Source organism: Streptomyces sp. UG1 (assembly GCF_049974585.1).
In the GTDB taxonomy this organism is placed as follows: Bacteria; Actinomycetota; Actinomycetes; order Streptomycetales; family Streptomycetaceae; genus Streptomyces.
The window spans coordinates 82,318-106,956 of sequence record NZ_JBNGGG010000018.1; the positions used below are offsets into that span (position 1 = coordinate 82,318).

Below are 24,639 nucleotides of genomic sequence, written 5' to 3' on the forward strand. Positions count from 1 at the left end.
CTTGTCAATGGGACGGGTGGCCCGGGGGACGGGACCCAAACGGGGGCTGAGCGGTCGCTCAGCCCCCGGTGGGGCGCTATGCCAGCTTCGCCGACAGCGTGATCGTCGTGCCGGTCAGGGCCTGGCTGACCGGGCAGTTCTTCTTGGCGTCCTCCGCGGCGGCGACGAACGTCTCGTTGTCGATGCCGGGCACCGTGCCCTCGACGGTGAGGTGGATGCCGGTGATGCCCTCACCGGGCTGGAAGCTCACGTCGGCCGAGGTGACCAGCTTGGTGGGCGGGGTGCCGGCGCCGTTCAGGGCGTGCGACAGGGCCATCGAGAAGCAGCTGGAGTGCGCGGCGGCGATCAGTTCCTCGGGGCTGGTCTTGCCGTTGGCCTCCTCGGAGCGCGAGGCCCACGTGACCGGCTGCGCGGCGATGGCACCGGAGGAGTCGAAGTTGACGACACCATTGCCCTCGAGCAGGTTGCCTTCCCAGACGGTGTGTGCGGAGCGCGTGGTTGCCACGGTGAGTCCTTCCAATTCTGGTGTTTCCTTGGGGCACCATCCGATCACACTCCGGCTCACTGCACCCGGAAGACCGGCCCACGAGGGGTGAACGGCAGTCGACGGCCCGGGGGAATCAGATACGCGTGCTCGCGCCGCACCCGCAGGACGTCGCACCAGCCGTCGGTGATGACCAGCACGGGCGCGCCCGGCGGGAAGTCGTCCGCCCGCTGCAGCAGGTCGATCCCGGGCTGCAGGACGGTACCGCCCCGGCCGCGCACCCGCACCCTCCCCCAGTGCCTTAAGGGCCTGGGAGGTGCCCCCATCGCGATGTCGGTCACCGGCACATACCCGGCGTCGTACGGCCCCGCGTCGCAGAACACCACCCGCGCGGCCGGTACGTCCCGTGCCTCGGCGTACGAGGCGATCGCGCCCAGCGCCTTGCCGAGCAGGCCGGCGCCCATGGAGCCGGAGGTGTCCAGGACCACGCCGAAGGTGCAGCGGGCGATCTCCTCGGGCGGGTAGTAGCGGCCGGCGCGCGGGATGTCGGGCGTCGACGCCTGGCGGCGCGCGGGACGGGCGTACGTCCTGACCGGTTCCGGACGCGGCACGAACTCGTCGAACCAGCGGGCCAGTCGGGCATCCCACGGCAGCGGTGGATGGCTGAGCGCGCGGATCTCCTGGACCAGGCCGCCGGGCAGGAAGCCCCGCTCCTGCCGCTGGTGCAGGTCGAGGCCCTGGCACAGGCCCCGCCGGTAGAACTCGTCGAGGTCGACGTACTCTCCGGGCGGGCCGAGCGGTGCGCCGAGCACATCGCCGACGCCCTTGCCGCGCAGGGTGGCCAGCCGGCGCATCCGGCGCGGGTCGCCGGCGATCCGGTCGTACACCTCCTCGGCGGACAGGCCGCTGAACTGCGCGTCGTACAGCAGCCCTTGGGGCATCTCCCCGATCTGCATCTCGCGCAGCCAGCCGTTGATGACGTAGTCGCAGGCGACGTTGAACAGATACGGGTCTCGGGCGCCGCAGCGGTCGCCGTGGCGCAGGGCGGCGTGCAGCATCTCGTGGGCGAGGATGAACCGCCACTCCTCGTCCTCGAACGTCCGCAGCGGGTTGATGTAGATCTCGCCGGCCTCGGCGTTGACGGCGGCGACGGCGATGCCGTGCGCGCGGGCGAGTCCGGCGTCGGCGACCAGCTTGATGCCGGCCCGCGATGCCGCCGAGCTGGGGGTCCCCCCTCTGGGGGAGGGTAGGAGGTGATGAACCACTCCAGCGCCCACTGCCAGGGCCGCTTCTTGACCGGTTCGCCGTCCATGGAGTCGCGGCGGCCGCCCGCCATGTCCATCGCGGTGGAGACGGTCCGGCTCCGGTCCCGCCGTGCCGCAGCGCTCGTACCCGGCCGGGATTCCGTCGCGCCGCCAGCGCGTGGCGAGCTGTTCCTCGTCGCCGTCGGGGTAGCTCAGGGGCAGGTGGTCGGGGGCCTGCCCGACCGGGAAGGTGAGCAGGAAGCGGTTGACGACGGCGCAGCGGGCGGCGAGTTCGGCCCGGTCGGGCTGTACGGGCGTGCCCGTCTTGGAGGGCACGTGTCCGAAACCGAGGTGCAGGACGGCGTGCGCGATCGCCCAGGCCCAGGTGGCGGGTTCGGCGGTGGGGGTCCCCCCGCGCGAGTCGGTTCGAGCGTGGGGGAGGTGCGGGTCGACGTGCAGAGCGCCGTCGGAGTCGACGCGGACGAGGCCGTCGCGGGGCGCCTGTTCGCACTTCTCCTGGCGGCAGACGGTGAACTCGACGGCGGCGAGCGCCGGGTTGGCGCGCACCAGCCGCATCCCCTCGGCGAAGGCCTCCGCGGCCAGGTCCCGCTTCTTCTTGGGCTTGCCCTTGTCGTGGGTACGGCTCATCGCCGCGCCTCGACCAGCCGGGGCATGTCCCGGGCGGCCTCCACCAGGAACCACGACGGCAGCACCGGGTTGCCGTCGGCGTCGGAGGCGATGACGCTCTGGGCGACCTCGACGGAGATCTCCGCGAGCTGCACCAGCAGCGACTTCGCGCGGTACGCGGTCTGCCGCCCGCTCGCCGACATGTGGTCCTTGCTCACGGGCAGTTCCTTGATCAGACGGCCGCGGAAGGACTCGGCGAGGTAGTAGAGCAGGTCGCGGTCCTCCATGCGGTGCGGCCAGCGGGCGTCGCCCTTGATGATGGCCTCGATGCCGAACCGGCTGCGCACGATCTTGACATAGCCGCAGAACGCGGTGGCGTGCGTCAGCGTGCCGTGCGCCAGCACCTTCAGCGTCTCCTCGTCGAGGCCCTGGCCGAAGGAGTGCAGCGCGTCGGAGAGCATGTGCCAGGAGCGGGGCGTGGAGAAGGGCTCCTCGGTCTTGGGCGGCTTGGACCACAGGTGGTCGGGGCGGTCGGTGAGGTGGTCCAGGATCCACGGGTGGATGCCGTTGTTCGCGGCCCAGGTCAGCCAGTCCTTGGCGGAGGCCTCCAGGTGGACGTGGGTGAGGCGGTTGACCAGGGCGGAGGCGATGGGCCGGGCGAGGGCGTTGTCGGTGGCCCGGTTTCCGGCGCCGATGACGATCGAGCCCTTGGGCAGTTCGTAGGTGCCGATACGGCGGTCCAGGATCAGCGAGTAGAACGCCTTCTGCACATCAGGGGTGGCCGCGTTCAGCTCGTCCAGGAACAGGCAGTACGGCTCGTCGCGGGCGATCGCCTCGGGCGGGCAGAACACCGAGCGCCCGTCGCGGATCTGCGGCACGCCGATCAGGTCCTCCGGCGCGAGCTGGGTGCCGAGCAGACTCACGCACTCCAGGCCGAGCGACTCGGCGAAGTCCCGTACGAGGGAGGACTTTCCGATGCCGGGGGCGCCCCAGAGGAAGACCGGCCGCACGGTGGCGAGGCCGAGGAGCAGTTTCGGGGACACGGGAGGGCGTGACGGTGACGGCGGCCTGCAAAGCAGGGGCTCCCCTCTTTGCGCCTAAACCGGCGCCGCTCTCGCGGATGTGGTTGCTCGCCGTCGAGGTTCTCAATTGATGGTTGCGGCCGTCATCCGAATTTTCATGCGGCCCGCTCCTCCGGCTCCGTCTCCAAGGGCACCTGGGGGCCGGTCGATTCGCTCAGCCAGCGGCGCAGTACGTGGTGCACCTGCTCGGCGCCGACCAGGTCCTCCCCGTCGTCCACCGGCGTCGAGAAGACGATCGGCGACAGCAGGAACGGCCTGCCCTGCGCCCCGCCGAGTCCGCCGTGCGAGCCGATCTGCTCCTCGAAGGCGAGGACCTCGCCGTCGTCCGGTTCGTAGGAGGAGTTGACCATGATGTCGGCGGTGTTCGGGAACGAGTGCGTGCGCCGTACGGCGTCGGCGGCGCCCGGCCCGAAGACCTCCAGCGGACCGGGGTCGTCGTCCAGTCGGTCCAGGGGGATCTCCGCGCCGTGCGCGCCGAGCACGACCCCGCCGTGCCGCCCGCTGCGCACGAGCAGGAAGCCGATGCCGGGGTGGTTGGCGAGGGTGGTGAGCAGGGCCGGGTGGCGGGCGTCGATCTCCTCCTTGGTCATCCGGTGCGGGACGTCCGGGAAGGAGACCAGGCCGAGGTTGCCGGAGGCCAGCACGATCGGCTCGGAGCGGCGGGACGGGCGGTGCTGCTCGCCGCCCTCCTCGACGGGCCGGCGCAGCGCCGCGCGCACGGCGGCGCGGGCCTCGGCGCCGCTGTGGGTGCGCCGCGCCCGGCGTGGCACGGGCAGCCCGCAGCCGGCCCGCACCAGGTCGGCGAGGCCGAGGCCGTAGCGGGCGCGGAAGGTCTCGCCGGGGCTCTGGCCGTGGTCCGACAGCACGACCAGCCGGTACGCGCGCGGCGCGTGCTCGGCGGCCTTCTCGATCAACGCCAGCGCCCGGTCGAGCCGTTCGAGGACCTTCTCGGCGTCGCGGCCGCACGGCCCGGAGTGGTGCGCCACCTCGTCGTACGCGACCAGGTCGGCGTAGACGGCGCTGCGGCCGGCGAACATGTCGCCCAGCACCGCGGCGACGACGACGTCGCGCTCCACGACCGTCGCGAAGGCGCGCACGAACGGGTAGAGGCCGCCGCGGGAGACTCTGGGCCGGGCCTTGCGGGCGCGGGCCCGGGTGGACTGGCCGATCTCACGGCCGACCTCGGCGACGAAGGACAGGGCGGTGCGCACGGCGTTGGCCGGGTCGGAGAAGTAGGCGAAGTAGCCGGCGCGGGAGCGGTTCTCCCGGGGGCGCCGTTTGGTGGCGATGGACAGCACCAGGGCCTGCTCGTCGGCGCCGCCGCTGAAGAGGTTGCCACGGCTGGCGCCGCCGTCGGCGAGCAGTCCGCCGTCTCCGGTGCGGTCGATGGCGCGGCGCTGGAGTTCGGCGGCGCTGGTGGGGCGGTTGCAGACCATCACCTCGCGGCCGGCCTTCTCGTACCAGCGGAACGCGGGCACGTCGTGGTTGCTGCCGTGCAGGATGCCGAGCTGGCTGGCGCCGGTCTGGCTGGACCAGTCGGTGCGCCAGGGGGTGAGCCGGTGGGTGCGGCGGTTGCCGGTGCCCTCTCCCAGCCAGCGGGCGACGGTGGGCATGAGGCCCTTGCCGACGGCGGTGAGGAGGACGTCGTGGCCGACGCCGTCGAGCTGTACGAAGACGGTGCCGGGGCCGGCCGGGCCGGGTGGCAGGGCCCGGCGGCGGCGGTCGGCGAGGCGGTACAGGCGGCGGCGGTAGGCGTCGTCGTCCCGTACGGCCAGGGCGGCGCCGGTGGCGGAGGCGACGGCGGACATCACGGCGGCGACGATGACGGCGGTCTCGGGAGCGGCCTCGCTGTCGCCGGAGGGCACGATGCGCAGGGCGACGATGAGCAGGGAGCCGTTGAGGAAGAACACCAGCAGGCCGAGTACGAGGGCCGGCACCAGGAGCAGGAGCCGTACCAGCAGGGGCCATACGAGCGCGGACAGCAGACCGAAGGCTCCGGCACCGAGGGCGGCGGTGATGGCGATACGGGTGGCGCTGTCACCGTCCGCCGACTGCAACTGGAAGTCCGGCAGGATCCCGGCGAGCACGAGCATGGTCACGGTGGAGACCGCCCACACGGCGATGCTCCGCCCGATCTGACTGGCAACCCGCCGCCAACGCCCACGCACGCCCAGCCCACCTCACGACCCGGCCCACCCCGAAACGGGCCTTCACGTTCCCCAGCGTGGCACACGCCACCGACAGCGGTCCGGGGCAGTCACCGCGAGGCGTGCTGCTCAACGCCCGTCGTAACCGGCCGTCGGCATCGACAGCCGCCGGTGCACCCGGGCCTTCATCTGCGCGTCGTACGACGGCTCCGCGCGCCCCACCGTCTCCACCCGCACCCCGCGCCGGGCGCACTCCGCGGTGAACTCCTCCACGGACGACAGGGCGCTCTCCAGCACCCTGCGGCTGGGTGCCACGAACAGGTCGAGTCCGGGCCGGACGCCCTCCCACAGCACGCTGTGGTCGGCCCGCAGCCCCCGTACGACAAGCTCGCGCGCGACGACGTACCCGTGCTCGGCGGCCCAGCGCGCGCACATCGCGTGCTGGCTGCGGGAGTCCACCAGGAAGGGGTCGGCGTCCAGCTCTTCGAGCGGCGTCAGGCTGGCGATGGCCGTGACGCGCACTATGGATGGCCCCATGGCGCCCCCCTCACCTCCGGGTTTCGCCGCCGACCCTACTCCAGCCCGTACGCTTCGGGGAGTCGCGCGAAGGAGGCAAAGAAGTGCCGGTGGAGATCACCTGGTGGGGTCACGCCACCTGCACGGTCGAGGACTCGAACGTGCGCGTCCTCACCGACCCTCTGTTCGCGCGCCGGCTCGCGCATCTGCATCGCCGCCGGGGCGCGCTCCCGGCGCCCGCCGCCCGGCGGGCCGACGTGGCCGTGGTCTCCCATCTCCACGCCGACCACCTGCATGTTCCCTCACTGGCGGGGCTTCCCGACGGCACCCTGCTGCTCGTGCCCCGGGGTGCGCCCCGCGCCGTACCGGGCCTGCGTCGGCTCACGCATCTGCGGGTGACCGAGATGGCGCCGGGGGATGTGACGCCAGTGGGTGACGTGGTGGTACGGGCCGTTCCCGCGCGGCACGACGGGCGGCGACTGCCCCTCGGACGGCACCGCTCCCCCGCCCTCGGCTACGTCATCGAGGGCGAGGCACGCACGTACTTCGCCGGGGACACCGGGCTGTTCGACGCGATGGCGAAGGAGGTCGGCCCGGTCGAGGTGGCGCTGCTGCCGGTGGGCGGCTGGGGGCCGTATCTCGGGGAGGGACATCTGGACGCGGGGCGGGCCGCCGAGGCGCTGGCCCGGCTGGGGCCGCGCAGCGCGGTGCCGGTGCACTACGGCACGTACTGGCCGATCGGCATGGACGCCGTGCGCCCCCATGAATTCCATGCGCCCGGCGACGAGTTCGCGCGCCTGGCCGCCGAGCGCGTGCCCGGTGTGTCGGTGCACCGGCTCGCACACGGGGAGAGCGTGCGCCTGGAGGTGGCCCCGTGACGATGCTGGCCGCCGCCTCGACGACGGTGCCGCCCGAGTCCACGCAGCAGGCGATCGGCTATCCCTCGCTGTTCCTGCTGGTGCTGATCGGGGCGCTGGTGCCGGTGGTCCCGACGGGGGCGTTGGTGAGTTCGGCGGCGGTGGTGGCGTTCCATCAGACGGCGCCGTTCTCCTTGGCGCTGGTGTTCGTCACGGCGTCCACGGCCGCGTTCCTCGGTGATGTGACGCTGTACTGGCTGGGGCGGCGCGGCATGGGCTCGAAGAACGGCTCGCGCTGGCTGGAGGCGATCCGCTCGCGCGCGCCGGAGGAGCGGCTCACACAGGCGCAGGGGAAGCTGGCCGAGCATGGGGTTGCCGTGCTCGTGTTGTCGCGGCTGGTGCCGGCGGGGAGGTTGCCGGTGATGTTGGCGTGTCTGCTGGCGAAGTGGCCGATGCGGAGGTTTGCGCGGGGGAATTTGCCGGCGTGTCTGGCGTGGGCGGTGACGTATCAGGTGATCGGGATTCTTGGGGGGTCGCTGTTTGCTGAGCCGTGGGAGGGGGTGGTGGCGGCCGTTGCGCTGACGGTGGTCATCAGTGTGGCGCCGAGTGTGTGGAGGCGGGTTCGGGCTGCCAAGTGAGGTTTCGTTGCGGGGTGCGGGTGGTTTGTGGCTGGGCGCGCAGTTCCCCGCGCCCCTGAGTGCGCGGCCCTTACTCGGCGAGATCAAGTACCCGTGAGCCACCAACCGGCAAATCCCACAGGTCGTTGCGGTCCAGTCCCGCCCTCTCCCACGCCGCCCTCACACGCGTGAGCGGTTCCAGGACCGGTTCCGCCGACAGTACGAACGTGCCCCAGTGCATCGGTGCCATCCGCCTCGCACCGAGGTCCTGAGCCGCCCGTACCGCCTCCTCCGGGTCGCAGTGGACGTCGCTGAGCCACCAGCGGGGGTCGTAGGCGCCGATGGGGAGCAGGGCCAGGTCGATGCCGGGGTAGCGGTCGCCGATGCGGGTGAACCAGTGGCCGTAGCCGGTGTCGCCGGCGAAGTACACGCGCCGGCCGTCGGGGGCGGTGAGGACCCAGCCGCCCCACAGGCTGCGGCAGGTGTCGACGAGGGTGCGCTTGGACCAGTGGTGGGCCGGTACGAAGTCGAAGCGGACGCCGGACAGTTCCGCCCCTTCCCACCAGTCCAGTTCGGTGACGTGGGTGAACCGGCGGCGGCGGAACCAGGAGGCGAGACCGGCCGGTGCGAACACGGGGGTGTCGCGCGGGAGTCGGCGCAGGGTGGGGGCGTCCAGGTGGTCGTAGTGGTTGTGGCTGATGACGACCGCGTCGATGTGCGGCAGGGCGCTCCAGGGGACGCCGACGGGGGTGATGCGGGCCGGGGTGCCGAGGATGCGGCGGGACCATACCGGGTCGGTGAGCACGGTCAGTCCGCCGATCTGGACGACCCAACTGGCGTGCCCCGCCCAGGAGACGGCGACCGTGCCCGCGTCCACGCGGGGCACCGGGGCGGGCGCGAAGGGCAGCCGGGGGATGTCGGCGAGGCCGTCACGGCCGGGGCGTACGGCGCCCTCGCGGGCGAAGCGGGCGAGGGCCTTGATGCCGGGCAGCGGGGCGGTGAGGCGGTCGTGGAAGGTGCGCGGCCACACCCGGCGCTCGCCCAGCGGGCGGGGTGCGGCCCGCAGCGGGAGAGGGGTGGTGGAGGTACGTGTTGTGGACCTGCGTGTGGTGGCCGTACGCCTGGTGGGCGACTCGGACTGCTGCGTCATCGAGGAGACTCCCATCGCTCAGCGTCGTCGCGGAGATCGTCGAAGACCGACCTCAAGTGGATCAACGCGCGGTGCACGTGCGGCAGTTCCAACGGCGCGGGTGAACCGAGGCATTCCGCGCGCTCCTCGTCGGTGCCCGCCAGCAGCGGTCCGGTGGACAGCCGCACGCGCAGCGCCTGGAGGTCGTCGCCGAAGCGGTGCCCGCCGGGTGCGGGCATGCCGAGCCGGGCGGCGAGGAAGTCCTCCAGGTCCTGTGCGTCGCCGACGTCCCGCGCGGACAGCCCGGCGCGCAGCGGGCCGAGGTCGATGTACAGGTGCCGCCCGGCCTGCGGGGGCCGTGCCAGCGCGCCGGCCCGTACGGCGGCGGCGTGTGCGGCGGCGGCCACGCGCGCGTGCAGGCGTACGGCGGCTTCGACCCGCGTGGTGACCGGCTCGGGTTCCGCCAGCGCGTAGCGGGCCGCGAGGGCGACGGGGCCGGCGACGCGGGCGCCGAGCGCGGTGAGCACGTCGAGCACGCGCGCGTGGAGGCCGTTGCCGGCGTCGTGCGCGGGGAAGCGGGCGACCGCGGCCGGCCAGCCGGGCGGGAGGTGGGCGCCGGCCAGGTCGGTGACGACGGTGACCTGTTCGGGGAGCATCTCGGCGGGGCTGACCAGCACGGTGTCGTGCGGGGCGTGCACGGTGTCGCGCCAGGTCTCGTCGCTGACCAGGTGCAGTCCCTCGCCGCTGGCGGCCTCCACGGTCTCGTGCAGCACCTCGGGCGGGGCCACGGTGGCGGTGGGGTCGTCGGCGACGGAGAGCACCAGCAGCCGCGGGTCACCGCCCTCGGCGCGGACCCGGCGGACGGTCTCCAGAAGGGTGTACGGATCCGGGACGCCGCCGCACTCGGCCGGCGTCGCCACGTGGAAGACGGGTCTGCCCAACAGGCGTGCGTACGGCGCCCACCAGGCCGCGCAGGGCCGGGGCACCAGGACGTCGCCGCCGAGCGCGAAGGTCAGGGCGAGCAGGAGGGCAGGGGCGCCGGGCCCGGCCACCGCCTGCTCCGGCTCGGTCGGCAGTCCTCGCCGTCCCCAGTACCCGCACGCCGCCTCCAGCAGGGCGGTGCCGCCGCCGACGGGCTCGCTCCCGGCCCGGCCCGCGGCGGCGGAGAGCACGGCGGCCAGTTCGGGCAGCACCGGCAGCCCGTCGTCCGGGAGCGGCGGCCCGTAACGGACGGGGCCGTGGCCTTCGGGGTCCGTCCGGCGCATCCGTGCCTCCGCTGTGCCTGGTGCCGTGGTGGACCGTCACGTGTCCCCGCGGCTCTGCGTACCCATGGTGGCGCGACTCCATGGCCGCCCGCAGGGTTGCGCCGATCACGGGGCGGACCGGGGCGGCCGTACGGATCAGTCCCGCGCGCCGGGCGGTCGGCGGCGCAGCCGGTACACCGCGCCGCCGGCCGCGCCCGCGATCAGGACGCCGCCGACGACCAGGGCGGGCACGGAGTCGGTGAAGGTACCGCCCGTGCCGGCCTGCACACCGTGCTCGGTGACACCACTGCCGCAGTCCTCCGAGCGGGACCCGCCTGCGTTCCAGCGCGGCTCGGCCTGGTCGGCCTCGGTAGCGCTCCAGCCGGGCTCGGCGTCGTCGGTCTCGGTAGTGCTCCAGCCGGGCTCGGCCTGGTCGGATCCGGTGGTGCTCCAGCCGGGCTCGTCCTCGCCGGCTTCGCCCTCGCCGCCCCGGCCTGGCCCGCCCTCGCCGACTTCGCCCGCACCGCCCCGGCCTGGCCCGGTCTCGCCGACTTCGCCCGCGCCGCCCCGGCCAGACTCGGCCTTGTCGGACTCAGCCGCGCCGCCCGACCCCGGCTCGGTCGGCTCGGCATCGCTCGCACCCCAGCCGGGATCGCTCTTGCCTGCGTCGGACTTACCCGAGTGGGACTCCGATTTGCCCGAGTGGTGGGACTCCGACTTGCCGGCTCCGGACCAGCCCGAGGAGGGCTCGCTGCAGGCATGGCCGCCGCCTCCGATGCCGCCGCCCTCGCCCCCACCGCCACTGCCCAGGCCGCCGTCGCCCCCGCCGATGCCCTCGCCGCCCTCCACGTCACCTTTGCCGCCCTCGCCACCGCCGATGCCCAGACCGCCGCCCATGTCGCCACCCCCCATGCCGAGACCGCCCTCCACATCGCCCTCCCTACCCTCGCCCCCCTCACCACTGCCCTTCTCCCCACCGGAGCCGTCCCCACCAGAGCCGTCCGCGCCGGCACCGCTCTCGCCGGCACCCTCCTCACCCCCGCCGCTCTCACGAACCGCCGTGAACGACGCGCTCCACTCCTTGCCCTCCCCTCCAGCCGCCGCGGGGCAGGCTCCGTCGACCGTCCCGTCGGATTCCGGGCCGGACGCGTCCGGGGCGTCCTCGAGCCTCTCGGCACGGGGAACGGTGGCGGTGTCGCCGTAGGCCGGCCCGGCGGCCTTCGCGTCGGCGGAGACGCGTTTCAGCCCGACGGTGCCCTCCTCGAACGCCCGCGAGGTGGCCTCGACGGCGGCGGGCGCGGATGCGCCGGACGCGTCGCAGGAGACCGCGACGGTGACGTTGCCGCCCGGCGAGGCGGTGCCGGGGCCGACCTCCGCGGCCGGGTCCGCGGCGGCGGCCGGGGCGGCGGGGCCCAAGGCGGCACCGGCCAGCGCGGCGACGGACAGGGCACGGGCGGTGCGGCGCATGGGGTGGGCTCCTTCGGCCGACGGCTGCGGGGGAACGGCGGTCGTGCCCCCGCAGCCATGACAGCCCGCCCGGCGCCCGGGCGCGCGCGGCCGGACACCATTCGCGGGATGTGAGACGGCCGAGCGGGTGACGCGAGGGGCGCGCGAGGGGTGGGAGCGGCCGCTCCGCGGTACCCGCACCCCCTGGCCAGCCTCCTACGGCGTATCCCGGCCCTCGTCAGGCCACGTCACTCAGAACCTGCTCGCGCACCCGGTGACAACACCGGCTGATGAGCCGGGAGACATGCATCTGCGAGATGCCCAACTGCTCCGCGATCCGGCTCTGCGTCATGTCCCCGAAGAACCGCATGTACAGAATCGCCCGCTCCCGCTCGGGCAGCGCGGCGATCCGCGGCTTGACGGCCTCACGGTCCACGACCGTGTCCAGCGCGGAGTCGGCCGACCCCAGCGCGTCACTCAGCGAATACCCGTCGTCGCTGCCGGGCATCTCCGCGTCCAGCGACAGGGCGGTGAAACTCTCCAGCGCCTCCAGCCCGACGCGGACATCGGCCTCGCTCATGTCCGCGTGCTCGGCGATCTCGGCCGTACGGGGCCTGCGGCCCGAGACGGTCTGCAGGTCCTGTACGGCGAACCGCACACGGTTGCGCAGGTCCTGCACCCGGCGCGGCACGTGCAGCGTCCACATGTGGTCGCGGAAGTGCCGCTTGATCTCACCGGTGATGGTGGGCACGGCGTAGCTCTCGAAGGCGTTGCCGCGCTCGGGGTCGTACCGGTCGACGGCCTTGACCAGGCCGAGCGCCGCGACCTGTCGCAGGTCCTCGAAGCTCTCGCCGCGGCTGCGGAACCGCCCGGCGAGCCGGTCGGCCATGGGCAGCCAGGCCTCGACGATCCGTTCGCGGACGGTGTCGCGCTGCTGCCCCTCGGGCAGCGAGGCGAGCCTGCGGAAGTCGTCGGCGGTGTCGGGGGCGTCGTCGTGCGGGTGGTGCTTCGCGCTCACTGAAGTGGGCATGTTGCGTAGCAACTCCCTTGGTTGTGCTCTGGCTTGGACGGTCACCGTGGGAGCGCGGGCGCGTACCGGAACCGGACACACCCGTGGTGGGAAAATCACCGATCCCACGGACGTGCCTCCTGTCCGAAGCACTGGTTGTCCGCCTGCCCTCACTCAGGGTCCTCAAACCCGGGCCAGGGTTTTCCGGCGGCGCGCCGGGTCACTCGTAGCGGTGCCGCTCAGTCCCTCGGAACCAGGAGGTCCCGCATGAGCACCAAGGTCGCCGACCACGTCCTGCAGCGCCTGCGCGAGTGGGGTGTGGATCATGTCTTCGGCTATCCCGGCGACGGCATCAACGGCCTGCTCGCGGCCTGGGGCCGAGCCGAGAACGAGCCCCGTTTCATCCAGTCCCGGCACGAGGAGATGTCCGCGTTCCAGGCGGTCGGCTACGCCAAGTTCAGCGGCCGTCTCGGAGTGTGCGCGGCGACGTCCGGCCCCGGCGCGATCCACCTTCTGAACGGCCTGTACGACGCCAAGCTCGACCACGTCCCGGTGCTGGCGATCGTCGGCCAGACGCACCGCTCCGCGATGGGCGGCTCGTACCAGCAGGAGGTGGATCTGCACACGCTGTTCAAGGACGTCGCCTCGGACTTCGTGGAGACGGTGACGGTCCCCGAGCAGTTGCCGAACGTGCTGGACCGGGCGATCCGCACCGCCTACGCGCGCCGCGCGCCCACGGCGGTCATCATCCCGGGCGATGTCCAGGAGCTGGACTACGCGCCGCCCACGCACGAGTTCAAGATGGTGCCGTCCAGCCTGGACCGCAGTTCCTGGACGGCGGTCCCCTCGGACGAGTCGGTCCGCAGGGCGGCGGAGATCCTCAACTCCGGTGACAAGGTCGCGATCCTGGCCGGCCAGGGCGCGTCCGGCGCGCGGGACGAGGTGGAGCGGATCGCCGAACTGCTGGGCGCCGGGGTGGCGAAGGCCCTCCTCGGCAAGGACGTCCTGAGCGACGAGCTGCCGTATGTCACCGGCGCGATCGGCCTGCTGGGCACCCGTCCGTCGTATGAACTCATGCGGGACTGCGACACGTTGCTGACCATCGGGTCGTCCTTCCCGTACACGCAGTTCCTGCCGGAGTTCGGCAAGGCGCGGGGGGTGCAGATCGACATCGATCCGCACATGGTCGGGATGCGGTATCCGTACGAGGTGAATCTCGTCGGCGACGCCAGGGCGACGCTGCAGCGGCTGATCCCGCTGATCGAGTCGGAGGAGCGGGGCCGCGAGTGGTACGACACGGTGTGCGACAACGTGGTGCGCTGGCGCGAGGTGATGGAGCGGCGGGCGCATCTGTCGGCCGACCCGATCAACCCGGAGTACGTCGCCCGTGCCCTGGACCCGCTGCTGCCGGCCGACGCGATCGTCTCCTCGGACTCGGGCTCGGCGGCCAACTGGTACGCCCGCCATCTGACCATGCGGCCCGGCATGCGCGCATCACTGTCGGGGACGCTGGCGACGATGGGCTGCGGTGTGCCGTACGCGATCGGCGCCAAGTTCGCCCACCCGGACCGCCCGGCGATCGCGCTGGTCGGGGACGGGGCGATGCAGATGAACGGGCTGGCGGAGCTGATCACGGCCGCGAAGTACAAGGACCTGTGGGAGGACCCGCGCCTGGTCGTGGGCGTGTTCAACAACCACGACCTCAACCAGGTCACCTGGGAGATGCGCGCCATGGAGGGCGCCCCCTCCTTCCTGCCGTCCCAGGAGATCCCCGACGTGCAGTACGCCGCCTTCGCCCGCTCCCTGGGGCTGACCGGCATCCGCGTGGAGAAGCCCGAGGACGTCGAGTCCGGCTGGCGCGCGGGCCTGGAGGCGGACGGCCCCGCGGTCGTCGAGTTCCTCACGGATCCTGCCGTACCGCCGATCCCGCCGCACGCCACCTGGGAGCAGATGGAGGCGACGGCCGCGTCGATCCTGAAGGGTGACGCGGACCGGGGGTCGATGGTCCGGCAGGGGTTCAAGGCGAAGGTGCAGGAGTTCCTGCCGGGGCGGGAGAAGAGGCGGGACTGACGGCCGCCGCTCCCTGCCCTGTCAGTGCCCCAGCGCCGCGCCTTCGGGCCGGTCCTCGTCCTTCTCCCGTGGGAGCAGCAGTTCCTCGTAACGCCCCAGTGCCAGCACCACGCCGAGCATCAGGAGTGGGAGGAGCACAGCGAGCAGTGCCATGGCCTGGTCCTTCCCCAGGATGTGCGCGGGGGGGGAGGGCCGGGTCACCCGTCTTCAGGAGGGCAAACCCTGTGTCGGCTCCTTCGCATCGGGTACGCGGTGCGCACCCCCGAAGAGCTGGAGGGAGTCATGCAGCGAGGCAGTGACCGGCTGAGTGTTCACCGCGACGACGAGATGAAGCACGAGCTCCAGGGACTGCTGCGGTCGGGGCACCCCACGCGGACCGAGGAGTGGCACGATCCGGAGCCGTCCGCCGAGGACGATCCGCAGGTCGCGGGCGGGCCGGTGGGATGGCCGGGGCCGTCGGCGACATCGTTGGAGACGGTCCGGCTGGAGCTGGCGCGGATCCTGGGCCGCGGCGCCTTCCCGGCGAGCCCCCGGGACCTGATCAGTGAGCTGCGCCGCGGGTATGCGCCCGACGCCCTCATCGAGTCGTTGGAGCGGCTGCCGCGCGGGACGCGCTACACCAATGTGCAGGAACTGGCCGAGGACCTGACCGGGGAGGGCCGGCCGCGCTCGATGCGGAGGAACGCCTAGCAGCCCGGAGCGGGCGGTGCAGGAGGGCCGGCGATGGCCGAATTCGTGAGGGACGCCATGACGGCCGGCGTCGTCGCCGTGCGCCCGGACGCCTCGCTCGTCGAGGCGGCGCAGCTCATGCGGGCGCAGGGCATCGGCGATGTGGTCGTGGCCGACGGACAGGATGTGCTGGGTGTGCTCACCGACCGTGACATCACGGTGCGCGCGGTCGCCGACGGCGCCGATCCGCTGACGGTGAGCGCCGGGGCACTGTGCACCCGGGACCCGGTGGTGATCGGACCGGGCGAGCGGCTGTCGGTCGCGGTCGCGCTGATGCGCGAGCACGCCGTCCGGCGGCTGCCGGTCATCGAGGACGGCCTGCCGGTCGGTGTGGTCAGCCTCGGGGACCTGGCCGAGGCCCGGGATCCCGGCTCGGCACTGGCCGAGATCAGCCGCGCCGCCCCGGACGGATGACGCAAGGACCGATGACGGGGATGACGCAAGACCGATGACGGAAGGACGCAGGGACATCATGCGTATCGCTTTTCTGACCGCGCCCGAGGGCGTCGAGCAGGTCGAGCTCACCGCTCCGTGGCGGGCGGTGGTGGACGCGGGGCACGAACCGGTGCTCGTGTCGACCAGGCCGGGCTCGATCCAGGCGTTCCACCATCTCGACAAGGCGGACAAGTTCCCCGTGCAGGAGGTCGTGGGCGAGACGTCGGCCGGCTCCTTCGGCGGGCTGGTCCTGCCCGGCGGGGTCGCCAACCCCGACTATCTGCGCACGAACCGCAAGGCCGTCGCCTTCGTGCGGGACTTCTTCGAGCGGGGCCTGCCCGTCGCGGCGATCTGCCACGCCGCGTGGACGCTGGTGGAGGCCGACGTCGTACGCGGCCGGGTGCTGACCTCCTGGCCTAGCCTGCAGACGGATATCCGCAACGCGGGCGGCACCTGGGTCGACGAACAGGTGCGCATCTGCGACCACGGACCGAACAGGCTGGTCACCAGCCGTAAGCCGGACGATCTGAAGGCGTTCTGCGCGACGTTCCTCGACGTGTTCGCCAGGGCGTCGAAGGAGGCAGTCTGATGGCAGACCGCAAGCAGGAGCAGCGGGAGTTCTTCCGGGCGGACGACCCGGCGGGCGGTCCGCTCACCACCGACCAGGGCGTGGAGGTCGACCACACCGACGACTCGCTCGCCGGCGGCGAACGCGGGCCGACGCTGATGGAGGACTTCCACTTCCGGGAGAAGCTCACCCACTTCGACCACGAGCGGATCCCCGAGCGGGTGGTGCACGCGCGGGGCGCTGGAGCGTACGGCTATTTCGAACCGTACGAGTCCTGCGCGGAGTTCACCCGCGCGGCCTTCCTGCAGGATCCGTCGGTGCGGACCCCGGTGTTCGTGCGGTTCTCCACGGTGCAGGGTCCGAGGGGATCGGCGGACACCGTGCGGGACGTGCGCGGGTTCGCGACCAAGTTCTACACGTCGGAGGGGAACTACGACCTCGTCGGCAACAATATGCCGGTCTTCTTCATCCAGGACGGCATCAAGTTCCCCGACTTCGTGCACGCGCTCAAGCCCGAGCCGCACAACGACATCCCCACCGGGGCGTCCGCGCACGACACTCTGTGGGACTTCGTGTCGCTGCAGCCCGAGACGATGCACATGATGATGTGGCTGATGTCGGACCGGGCGATCCCGCGCAGCTACCGCATGATGCAGGGCTTCGGTGTGCACACCTTCCGGTTCGTCAACGCCGAGGGGCGCGGCACGTTCGTGAAGTTCCACTGGAAGCCGAAGCTGGGCGTGCACTCGCTGGTGTGGGACGAGGCGCAGGAGTGCCAGGGCCGTGACCCGGACTACAACCGGCGTGATCTGTGGGACGCGATCGAGGCCGGTGAGTACCCCGAGTGGGAGCTGGGCGTGCAACTGGTGCCGGAGGAGGACGAGTTCGCCTTCGACTTCGATCTGCTCGACGCCACGAAGATCATTCCGGAGGAGCAGGTGCCGGTACGGCCGATCGGCCGGATGGTGCTGGACCGCAACCCGGAGAACTTCTTCGCCGAGACCGAGCAGGTCGCCTTCCACACGGCGAACGTCGTCCCCGGCATCGACTTCACCAACGACCCGCTGCTCCAGGCCCGCAACTTCTCCTACCTGGACACCCAGTTGATCCGCCTCGGCGGCCCCAACTTCGCTCAGCTTCCGGTGAACCGGCCGGTGGCGGAGGTCCGCACGAACCAGCGCGACGGCTACCACCAGGGCGCGCTCCACCGGGGCACGAACTACTTCCCGAACTCCCTGGGCGGCGGCTGCCCCGCGCACGCCGGCGTCGACGGCACCGCCTACACGCACTACGCGGAGCGGGTCGACGGCGCCAAGATCCGGCGGCGCAGCGCGAGTTTCCAGGACCACTACAGCCAGGCCGCGATGTTCTGGAACAGCATGGCGGACTGGGAGAAGGAGCACATCGTCGCAGCCTTCCGGTTCGAGCTCGGCAAGGTCGGCTCGATGACGGTGCGGGCCCGTACGGTCGAGCATCTCGCCAAGGTGAACGGCGACCTGGCGACCCAGGTCGCGCGCGGCGTCGGGGTGCCCGAGCCGTCCGCCGCGGAGGCGGCCGACAAGCTGTCCTCCCCGGCGCTGAGCCTGGAGGCGCTGCCCGGTGACGGCTCGGTGCGCACCCGGCAGATCGCGGTCCTCGTCGCCGACGGCGTCGACACCACGCAGATCACGTCGGTGCGTGAGGCGCTCACGGCCGAGGGCGCGGTCGTCGAGGCGCTGGCCGCGGCGGACGGCGCGGTGACCGGTGCGGACGGTGAGCGGTTCGCGGTGGACCGCGCGCTGCCGACGGTCGCCTCCGTGCTGTACGACGCGGTGCTGCTGCCGGGCGGCCCGGTGGGCACCCCGGCCACGGCCGCCGACTCGGAGGCGATGCGCTTCCTGCGGGACGCCTACCGGCACGGCAAGCCGGTCGGCGCGCTCGGCTCCGGCGTGGGGGTCCTGTCGTCCCTGGAGCTGACGGGCGTACGGCTGTCCGCCGAGTTCCACCACCCGGTGAGCGACCACGGCGTGGTGTCGGACACCTCACCGGGCCCGGCGGGCGAGGAGTTCCTGCGGGCCTTCACCGCGGCCCTGTCGTCCCACCGCCACTGGGACCGCCCCCCGGTGCGCCACTGAGCCCACCGGGGCCCGGTTCCCAGGGCCGCGTCCGTTCCGGGGATGCGCCCGTGCGGCCCAGCGCCGCAACCTCTCTCGGGACGCGCCCGTTCCCGGGCCGTCACCCCGGCGGCGCGGTGGGCGTCGGGCTGCACGGGGCGGCCCGGTCGCGGGCGCCGTCGCGGGTCCGCCCCGCGGCGACGGTGCGGCGTGGATTGCGGCGCAGGTACTCGCCCTCCAACTGCGCCATCCGTTCGTTGTGGGCCCGCAGCGCGTCGTTCGAGCCGTACAGCAGCGTGTCGTGGCGCGTCCGGTGGATGGTCTCCAGCTCTTTCATGAGCTGTTGGTCGTCCAGCCGGCCAGGGTCGACTCCGGTCATGGTGGTGCCCCGCTCGTCGTGTTCATTCATGCGGTCCGGGTACCCGCCCGTTGAGCACACAGCCCCCGAGCGGCGTACGGGAGACAGCGATGGATCTCGAGTTCCTGCATCCACTGTACGAACACCCCGGGCCATGGGCCTCCGTATACGTCGGCACCTCCCGGCACACGGAGGCCACGCCCCAGGAGCGGCACCTGACCGCTCAGGCCCTGTCCCGGGAGCTGGCCGAGCAGGGCGCAGACGACGCGACCTGCCAGGCCGTACGGACTGCGCTGGAGGAACTGGAGCACTCTTCCGAGCCGCACGGCCGCGCGATCTTCGCCCGTGCGGGTGAGGTGGTCCTGGACCCGCCGCTGGCCCACGCCCCGCTGCGCGACAGCGCCCACTGGGCCCCGCTGCCGCACACCGCGCCACTGCTGGAGCTGGCCGGCGAGGACCCGGTCTGCGTGGTGGCCTACGTCGACCGCAGGGGCGCCGCCTTCGAGCTGCGCACCGCGCTGGGCTGGCAGGACGTCGGGGAGGTCTCCGGCCGGCAGCATCCGGTGCACCGTACGAGCACGGCCGACTGGTCCGAGCGGCACTTCCAGCTCAAGGTGGAGAACACCTGGGAGCACAACGCCGCCGAGATCGCCGACGCGCTCTCCGTCTGCCAGGAGGAGACCCGCGCCGACCTGCTGATTCTCGTCGGTGACGACCGGGAGCGGCGCACCGTGCGCGAGCGGCTGCCGCAGCGCCTGGACGACCTGGTGGTCGAGGCCTCGCACGGCACCGGCAGCAGGCTGCTGGACGAGGACGTCGAACGGGCCCGGGCCGAGCATGTACGGCAGCGGGCGGCGCGGGAGCTGGAGCGGTTCCTGGCGGCCCGCGAACCGGGTCCCGAGGGGCGCGCCGGAGCGGTGGAGGGCGTGCCCGCGCTGGTGGAGGCCGCCCGTGAGCACCGTATCGACGAGCTGCTGATCCGTCCGGACGGCCCCGACGCCCACCGCGAGGTGTGGATCGGCGAGGACCCGGACCAGTTGGCGGTGCGCCGCACGGACCTGAAGGTCCTCGGCGAGCAGCACTCCTGGCCGGCCCGCGCCGACGACGCCCTGATCCGCTCGGCGGTGGCGACCGGCGCGGCGGCCGTGTCGGTCACCGCGGCGGACCCGGCCGCGGATCCGGCGGGCGGGCTGGGAGCCCTGCTGCGCTGGACGTGAGCCGCGCTCGGCGTGGCTCCTACCGCGCCCGCTGCACCCGCCGCTCGTCCCACACCGGCTCGGCCGTCTCCCGTACCCGCCCGTCGCTGCCGAAGACCAGATAGCGGTCGAAGGAGCGGGCGAACCAGCGGTCGTGGGTGACGGCCAGCACCGTGCCCTCGAAGGACTCAAGGCCCTCCTGGAGGGCCTCGGCGGACTCCAGGTCGAGGTTGTCGGTCGGCTCGTCCAGCAGGAGGGCCGTGGCGCCCTCCAGCTCCAGCAGCAGGATCTGGAAGCGGGCCTGCTGCCCGCCCGAGAGCCGGTCGAAGGTCTGCTCGGCCTGCTGGGTCAGCTCGTAGCGGCGCAGCCGGGACATCGCGGCGCCCCGGTCCTGGGCGTGCTCCTTCCACAGGATGTCCAGCAGGGTCCGGCCGATCAGCTCGGGGTGCGCGTGCGTCTGCGCGAAGTGCCCGGGCACCACCCGCGCGCCCAGCTTCCACGCTCCCGAGTGCGCCACGTCGTCGCCCGCCAGCAGGCGCAGGAAGTGCGACTTGCCGGAGCCGTTGGAGCCCAGGACGGCGACCCGCTCGCCGTAGAAGACCTCCAGCGAGAACGGCTTCATCAGCCCCGTGAGCTCCAGCCCCTCGCAGGTGACGGCCCGCATGCCGGTGCGGCCGCCCTTGAGCCGCATCCTGATGTCCTGCTCGCGCGGCGGCTCCGGCGGCGGCCCGGCCTCCTCGAACTTGCGCAGCCGGGTCTGGGCGGCGCGGTAGCGGGAGGCCATGTCGGCGCTGTTCTCGGCGGCTTGACGCAGGGTCAGCACCAGCTTCTTGAGCTGGGCGTGCTTCTCGTCCCAGCGTTTGCGCAACTCCTCGAATCGGGCGAAGCGTTCGCGCCGCGCCTGGTGATACGTCGCGAAGCCGCCGCCGTGCACCCAGGCGTCGGCACCGGCCGGCGAGGGCTCCACCGACACGATCTTCTCGGCGGCGCGGGCGAGGAGTTCGCGGTCGTGGGAGACGAAGAGCACCGTCTTGCGGGTCTCCTTCAGCCGCTCCTCCAGCCAGCGCTTGCCGGGCACGTCGAGGTAGTTGTCCGGCTCGTCGAGCAGCAGCACCTCGTCCGTGCCGCGCAGCAGCGCCTCCAGCACCAGCCGCTTCTGCTCACCGCCGGACAGGGTGCGCACCTGCCGCCACTGCGCCTTCTCGTACGGCACGCCGAGCGCGGCCGTGGTGCACATGTCCCACAGCGTCTCGGCCTCGTAGCCCCGCGCCTCGGCCCAGTCGGCGAGCGCCTGCGCGTACTTGAGCTGGGCGGCCTCGTCGTCGACGGTCATGATGGCGTGCTCGGCGGCGTCCACGGCCCGCGCGGCCTCGCGGATCCGGGGCGGCGCGACCGACACGAGCAGATCGCGTACGGTCGTCTCGTCCCGTACGGACCCCACGAACTGCCGCATCACCCCCAGGCCGCCGCTGACGGTGACCGTGCCGCCGTGCGGCTTCAGCTCACCGGAGATCAGCCGCAGCAGCGTCGTCTTACCGGCCCCGTTGGGCCCGACCAGCGCCACGGCGGCCCCTTCGCCCACCCGAAAGGACACGTCGCCGAGCAACGCCCTCCCGTCGGGGAGGTAGTACTCGAGGTGCGCGGCTTCCAGATGTCCCATGCAGCGGATTGTGCAGGGGCGGGAGAGCCCAGGCAAACAGTTATTCATGACGCCGGACGCCCCTATGCCCTAAGGGGCGCGGGGAACTGCGCGACCAGCCCAAGCGAACCCGCACCCGGCACCACACACGCACCCCTACGGCGCATCCCCGTCCACAACCTGCCCCGCCGGCCCACTCTCCCCCGCAGGGGCCACAACCGCCCCCGCCCACGACAGCACCTTCCACCCCTCCCCAGGCGCCCCTTCAAGTACCACCACCCCGGTGTTAGCCAGAGGATGGGCCGCAGCAAACGCGACATCCACATTGTCCGCCCGCGCCGCCGTCCACATCCGAATCGCGGCACCATGACTGACGAGCGCAACAGTCCCGGCCCCACCGCCGGAGGCCGCCGCCTCGGCCACCACGGCGTCATAGCGCCCCAGCGCCTCGACGCCGCTCTCGCCGCCCGGCATCCGCAGCCCCGTGTCACCCGCCGCCCAGGCGAACACCGTCTTCATGTAGGTGTGCCCGGCCTCCGTGTCACCGGGCAGCATCTCCAGGTCGCCCGCGGACACCTCCCGGATGCCGTCGCGGACGATCACGTCGAGGCCGCGGACCGCGGCCAGCGGCGCGGCGGTGAGCTGGGTGCGGATCAGCGTGGACGCGTAGATCGCCTCGATGTCCTCGCCGGCCAGCGCCGCGGGCAGGGCGGCGGCCTGCTCGGTGCCCAGTGCGGTCAGTCCGGGGCCGGGAGCGGCCGTGTCCAGCAGGTAGTCCACGTTGGTCGGGGTCTGGCCGTGGCGGATGAGGAGCAGGCGCATGTACGGGTTCCTCCGTGTGTCGGTCACGGCCGGACGGACAGCAATCGGCCACTTCAGGGTACCCAGCCCTGTATGAGTCCAGATGTCGACCTCACCGTCCCCAAGCCCGGCCGGCATGCCCTGCGCGACCGGCTCCTCTCGCTCGACTCCCGGCTTTTCGAGTTCGCCGCCGAGCGGCACTGGCCGTACGCCGAGCCGATCCTGCCGAGGCTGAGCCGGAGCGCGAACCACGGGGTGCTGTGGTTCGCGGCGGCCGCCGCGATCGCGGCGAGCCGCACGCCCCGGGCCCGCCGGGCCGCGGTGCGCGGGGTCGCCTCGTTGAGCCTGGCCTCACTGACCATCAACACGCTCGGCAAGCGGTCGGTGCGCCGTCCCCGCCCGCTGCTGGATCCGGTACCGATGGTCCGGCAGCTCAAACGGCAGCCGATCACCACCTCGTTCCCGTCCGGGCACGCCGCGTCCGCGGCCGCGTTCACCACCGGGGTGGCCCTGGAGTCGCCCGGTTGGGGCGTGGTGGTGGCCCCGGTCGCCTGGTCGGTCGCGCTGTCGCGCGTGTACACGGGCGTGCACTTCCCCAGCGATGTGCTGGCGGGCGCGGCGCTGGGCGCGGCTGCCGCGTTCGCCGTACGGGGCATGGTGCCTACCCGGCACCGGGTGGTCCCGCCGGCCCGGCCCCGTACGGATGTTCCGGCGCTGCCGGACGGGGACGGTCTGATCGTGGTGGCCAACAAGGGGTAGAGCACCGCTGACCGGGTGCATGGCCTGCTGGGCACGCTGGTGCGCCGAGGTCGTCAAGTGCGAACCGGCCGACGTCCGTGTGAACATCGGCCGGTTCACCTGCGCCGGGAAGCAGAGCAACTTCCTCAACACCTGCAGCGTCTCTGACTGGCCGAGCGAGCCTGAGCGTTGCTCAGGAGGTGTGAGCCAGTCGCCTTCGTGCCCTGGTGCTGAGCGACAGAAGCCGTCGGCCCGCGTGGCACGTCCCTCCGGACGCTGTACGCAGTGCTAATCCAACTATCGGGCATACAACCCGAACTGGCGTGCAAGCAGGACCGCTTCTCGCGCCGGATCGGCTCCTGGCCCGCCGGGGTGCTCGCGGCCCTGCGCGTGCTGCGCAGCGAACGGCACCCGCTGCACGCCGAAGTGGCCGGCCGCGCCCACCCGTTGTGGCTGCTGTTCGCCGGGAACGGCACCTACCACCGGCTGGGCCTCGCCCCCGCCCGCCGGCTCGATCTCGCGGACGACGTGCTCGACGTACGGGTGGTGCACGGCGGCCGCCGTCCCGCGCTGCGCCTGACGGCCGTCACTCCGGGGGCGCTGCTCGCCTACGACGGTGAAGTCACCGAGGTCGGGGGCGAGGTGACCTTGGAGAAGGTGCCGGAGGCCCTGACGGTCCACCGTCCGCTGCAGACCGGCTTCTGATAAGCCGTCAGTCCACATGGCAAAACGCAGGTCTCAATATTCGACATGCGGGCGTATGGTGTCGAGCATGTCGAAGGCACAGGAGAATGCTGTCTACACGCACGGGCACCACGAGTCCGTACTGCGTTCGCACACCTGGCGCACCGCCGCCAACTCGGCGGCCTATCTGCTCAGCTCGCTCAAGCCGCACATGAGGATCCTGGACGTCGGCTGCGGCCCCGGCACGATCACCGCCGACCTGGCGGCCCTGGTCCCCGACGGCCGGGTCACCGGCGTCGACCGGGCGCCCGGCATCCTGGAGCAGGCCCGGGCCACGGCCGACGGGCGAGGCCTGGCCAACGTGGACTTCGCGGTCGCCGACGCGCACGCGCTGGACTTCCCCGACGACACGTTCTGCGTGGTCCACGCCCACCAGGTGCTGCAGCACGTGGGCGACCCGGTGGCCGCGCTGCGCGAGATGAGCCGGGTCACCAGGCCCGGTGGCTTCATCGCGGTCCGCGACTCGGACTACGCCGCCATGACCTGGTACCCGGCATCCGAGGGCATGGACGACTGGCTCGACCTGTACCGCCGGGTCGCCCGCGCCAACGGCGGCGAACCGGACGCCGGGCGCCGCCTGAAGTCCTGGGCGCTGCGCGCGGGGCTCACGGACATCACGGCCACGTCGAGCACCTGGACCTTCTCGACGCCCGAGGAGCGGGCCTGGTGGAGCGGGCTGTGGGCGGATCGCACGCTGGCCTCGGCGTATGCCGAGCGGGCCACGGAGGGCGGGCACGCCACGGCCGAGCGGTTGCGGGCCGTGTCGGAGGCCTGGCGGGAGTGGGGGCGGCGGGACGACGGCTGGTTCAGTGTCCTGCACGGAGAGATTCTGTGCCGCAAGGGAGCCTGAATCGCGCATTTCTGGA

Annotated in this window: 20 protein-coding genes and 3 pseudogenes; 10 read left to right on the forward strand and 13 right to left on the reverse strand. The window is 72.6% G+C overall.

What is annotated here, in order from left to right:
* Nucleotides 1-76: 76 nt before the first annotated feature.
* The 5 genes and pseudogenes from ACP4J3_RS21130 to ACP4J3_RS21150 form a co-directional block, all read right to left on the reverse strand.
* Nucleotides 77-505 (reverse strand): OsmC family protein, encoded by a 429-nt coding sequence (locus ACP4J3_RS21130; RefSeq protein WP_426536661.1) that lies wholly within the window; start codon nt 503-505, stop codon nt 77-79.
* 56 nt (nt 506-561) lie between these two features.
* Nucleotides 562-2,376 (reverse strand): annotated as a pseudogene (locus tag ACP4J3_RS21135) (DUF2201 family putative metallopeptidase).
* Nucleotides 2,373-3,429: pseudogene (locus ACP4J3_RS21140) on the reverse strand (ATP-binding protein). Before ACP4J3_RS21140 ends, ACP4J3_RS21135 begins: the two co-directional pseudogenes overlap by 4 nt.
* Before the next feature lie 103 nt (nt 3,430-3,532).
* A complete protein-coding gene (locus ACP4J3_RS21145) occupies nt 3,533-5,530 on the reverse strand; it encodes an alkaline phosphatase family protein (protein ID WP_426536824.1) in 1,998 nt (665 codons plus the stop codon).
* Between the two features lie 183 nt (nt 5,531-5,713).
* Nucleotides 5,714-6,121, reverse strand: a complete 408-nt coding sequence (locus ACP4J3_RS21150) for a hypothetical protein (protein WP_426536663.1) — start codon at nt 6,119-6,121, stop codon at nt 5,714-5,716.
* A gap of 83 nt (nt 6,122-6,204) precedes the next feature.
* On the opposite strand from ACP4J3_RS21150, the gene ACP4J3_RS21155 reads away from it, so the two are divergent.
* Entirely contained in the window at nt 6,205-6,978 is a 774-nt protein-coding gene (locus tag ACP4J3_RS21155) for an MBL fold metallo-hydrolase (protein ID WP_426536665.1), read from the forward strand.
* Entirely contained in the window at nt 6,975-7,595 is a 621-nt protein-coding gene (locus ACP4J3_RS21160; RefSeq protein WP_426536667.1) for a DedA family protein, read from the forward strand. Before ACP4J3_RS21155 ends, ACP4J3_RS21160 begins: the two co-directional genes overlap by 4 nt.
* 70 nt (nt 7,596-7,665) lie before the next feature.
* On the opposite strand, the gene ACP4J3_RS21165 is transcribed toward ACP4J3_RS21160, so the two are convergent.
* The 4 genes from ACP4J3_RS21165 to ACP4J3_RS21180 all read right to left on the reverse strand — a co-directional run bounded on the left by ACP4J3_RS21165 (nt 7,666) and on the right by ACP4J3_RS21180 (nt 12,423).
* Entirely contained in the window at nt 7,666-8,724 is a 1,059-nt protein-coding gene (locus tag ACP4J3_RS21165) for an MBL fold metallo-hydrolase (protein ID WP_426536669.1), read from the reverse strand.
* The gene (locus ACP4J3_RS21170) at nt 8,721-9,968 is read right to left on the reverse strand and encodes an aminotransferase class I/II-fold pyridoxal phosphate-dependent enzyme (RefSeq protein ID WP_426536671.1); all 1,248 of its coding nucleotides are present in this window, start codon (nt 9,966-9,968) and stop codon (nt 8,721-8,723) included. Before ACP4J3_RS21170 ends, ACP4J3_RS21165 begins: the two co-directional genes overlap by 4 nt.
* Nucleotides 9,969-10,103: 135 nt before the next feature.
* Entirely contained in the window at nt 10,104-11,414 is a 1,311-nt protein-coding gene (locus ACP4J3_RS21175; protein ID WP_426536673.1) for a hypothetical protein, read from the reverse strand.
* 217 nt (nt 11,415-11,631) lie between these two features.
* On the reverse strand, nt 11,632-12,423 hold the full coding sequence (locus ACP4J3_RS21180; protein ID WP_426536675.1) for an RNA polymerase sigma factor SigF: 792 nt from the start codon (nt 12,421-12,423) through the stop codon (nt 11,632-11,634).
* 246 nt (nt 12,424-12,669) lie between these two features.
* Between ACP4J3_RS21180 and ACP4J3_RS21185 the strand changes: the two genes are divergently transcribed.
* Nucleotides 12,670-14,472, forward strand: a complete 1,803-nt coding sequence (locus tag ACP4J3_RS21185; protein ID WP_426536677.1) for a thiamine pyrophosphate-requiring protein — start codon at nt 12,670-12,672, stop codon at nt 14,470-14,472.
* Between the two features lie 21 nt (nt 14,473-14,493).
* Here ACP4J3_RS21185 and ACP4J3_RS21190 read toward each other — a convergent pair whose 3' ends face one another.
* Nucleotides 14,494-14,625 (reverse strand): hypothetical protein, encoded by a 132-nt coding sequence (locus ACP4J3_RS21190; protein ID WP_426536679.1) that lies wholly within the window; start codon nt 14,623-14,625, stop codon nt 14,494-14,496.
* Nucleotides 14,626-14,754: 129 nt separating this feature from the next.
* Here ACP4J3_RS21190 and ACP4J3_RS21195 point away from each other — a divergent pair, with 129 nt between their 5' ends.
* Genes ACP4J3_RS21195 through ACP4J3_RS21210 form a run of 4 tightly spaced genes read left to right on the forward strand, consistent with a single transcriptional unit; the run spans nt 14,755 to nt 18,318 of the window.
* Nucleotides 14,755-15,162: a DUF2795 domain-containing protein gene (locus ACP4J3_RS21195; protein ID WP_426536681.1), complete on the forward strand. Its 408-nt coding sequence runs from the start codon at nt 14,755-14,757 to the stop codon at nt 15,160-15,162.
* 33 nt (nt 15,163-15,195) lie between these two features.
* Entirely contained in the window at nt 15,196-15,615 is a 420-nt protein-coding gene (locus tag ACP4J3_RS21200) for a CBS domain-containing protein (RefSeq protein WP_426536683.1), read from the forward strand.
* 58 nt (nt 15,616-15,673) lie between these two features.
* The gene (locus ACP4J3_RS21205; protein ID WP_426536685.1) at nt 15,674-16,225 is read left to right on the forward strand and encodes a type 1 glutamine amidotransferase domain-containing protein; all 552 of its coding nucleotides are present in this window, start codon (nt 15,674-15,676) and stop codon (nt 16,223-16,225) included.
* Nucleotides 16,225-18,318, forward strand: a complete 2,094-nt coding sequence (locus ACP4J3_RS21210; RefSeq protein WP_426536687.1) for a catalase — start codon at nt 16,225-16,227, stop codon at nt 18,316-18,318. The genes ACP4J3_RS21205 and ACP4J3_RS21210 overlap by 1 nt, the downstream gene beginning before the upstream one ends.
* A gap of 100 nt (nt 18,319-18,418) precedes the next feature.
* On the opposite strand, the gene ACP4J3_RS21215 is transcribed toward ACP4J3_RS21210, so the two are convergent.
* On the reverse strand, nt 18,419-18,706 hold the full coding sequence (locus ACP4J3_RS21215) for a DUF6158 family protein (RefSeq protein ID WP_426536689.1): 288 nt from the start codon (nt 18,704-18,706) through the stop codon (nt 18,419-18,421).
* Between the two features lie 59 nt (nt 18,707-18,765).
* On the opposite strand from ACP4J3_RS21215, the gene ACP4J3_RS21220 reads away from it, so the two are divergent.
* The gene (locus ACP4J3_RS21220; protein ID WP_426536691.1) at nt 18,766-19,872 is read left to right on the forward strand and encodes a Vms1/Ankzf1 family peptidyl-tRNA hydrolase; all 1,107 of its coding nucleotides are present in this window, start codon (nt 18,766-18,768) and stop codon (nt 19,870-19,872) included.
* A gap of 19 nt (nt 19,873-19,891) precedes the next feature.
* Here the strand turns inward: ACP4J3_RS21220 and ACP4J3_RS21225 are convergent, their stop codons facing one another.
* Nucleotides 19,892-21,511, reverse strand: coding sequence for an ABC-F family ATP-binding cassette domain-containing protein (locus tag ACP4J3_RS21225; protein ID WP_426536693.1), 1,620 nt, complete (start codon nt 21,509-21,511; stop codon nt 19,892-19,894).
* A gap of 135 nt (nt 21,512-21,646) precedes the next feature.
* Nucleotides 21,647-22,312, reverse strand: a complete 666-nt coding sequence (locus ACP4J3_RS21230) for a histidine phosphatase family protein (protein ID WP_426536695.1) — start codon at nt 22,310-22,312, stop codon at nt 21,647-21,649.
* Between the two features lie 72 nt (nt 22,313-22,384).
* Between ACP4J3_RS21230 and ACP4J3_RS21235 the strand changes: the two are divergent.
* Both ACP4J3_RS21235 and ACP4J3_RS21240 read left to right on the forward strand, forming a co-directional pair.
* A pseudogene (locus tag ACP4J3_RS21235) lies at nt 22,385-23,734 on the forward strand (phosphatase PAP2 family protein).
* Nucleotides 23,735-23,801: 67 nt separating this feature from the next.
* The gene (locus tag ACP4J3_RS21240; RefSeq protein WP_426536697.1) at nt 23,802-24,623 is read left to right on the forward strand and encodes a methyltransferase domain-containing protein; all 822 of its coding nucleotides are present in this window, start codon (nt 23,802-23,804) and stop codon (nt 24,621-24,623) included.
* Nucleotides 24,624-24,639: the final 16 nt, after the last annotated feature.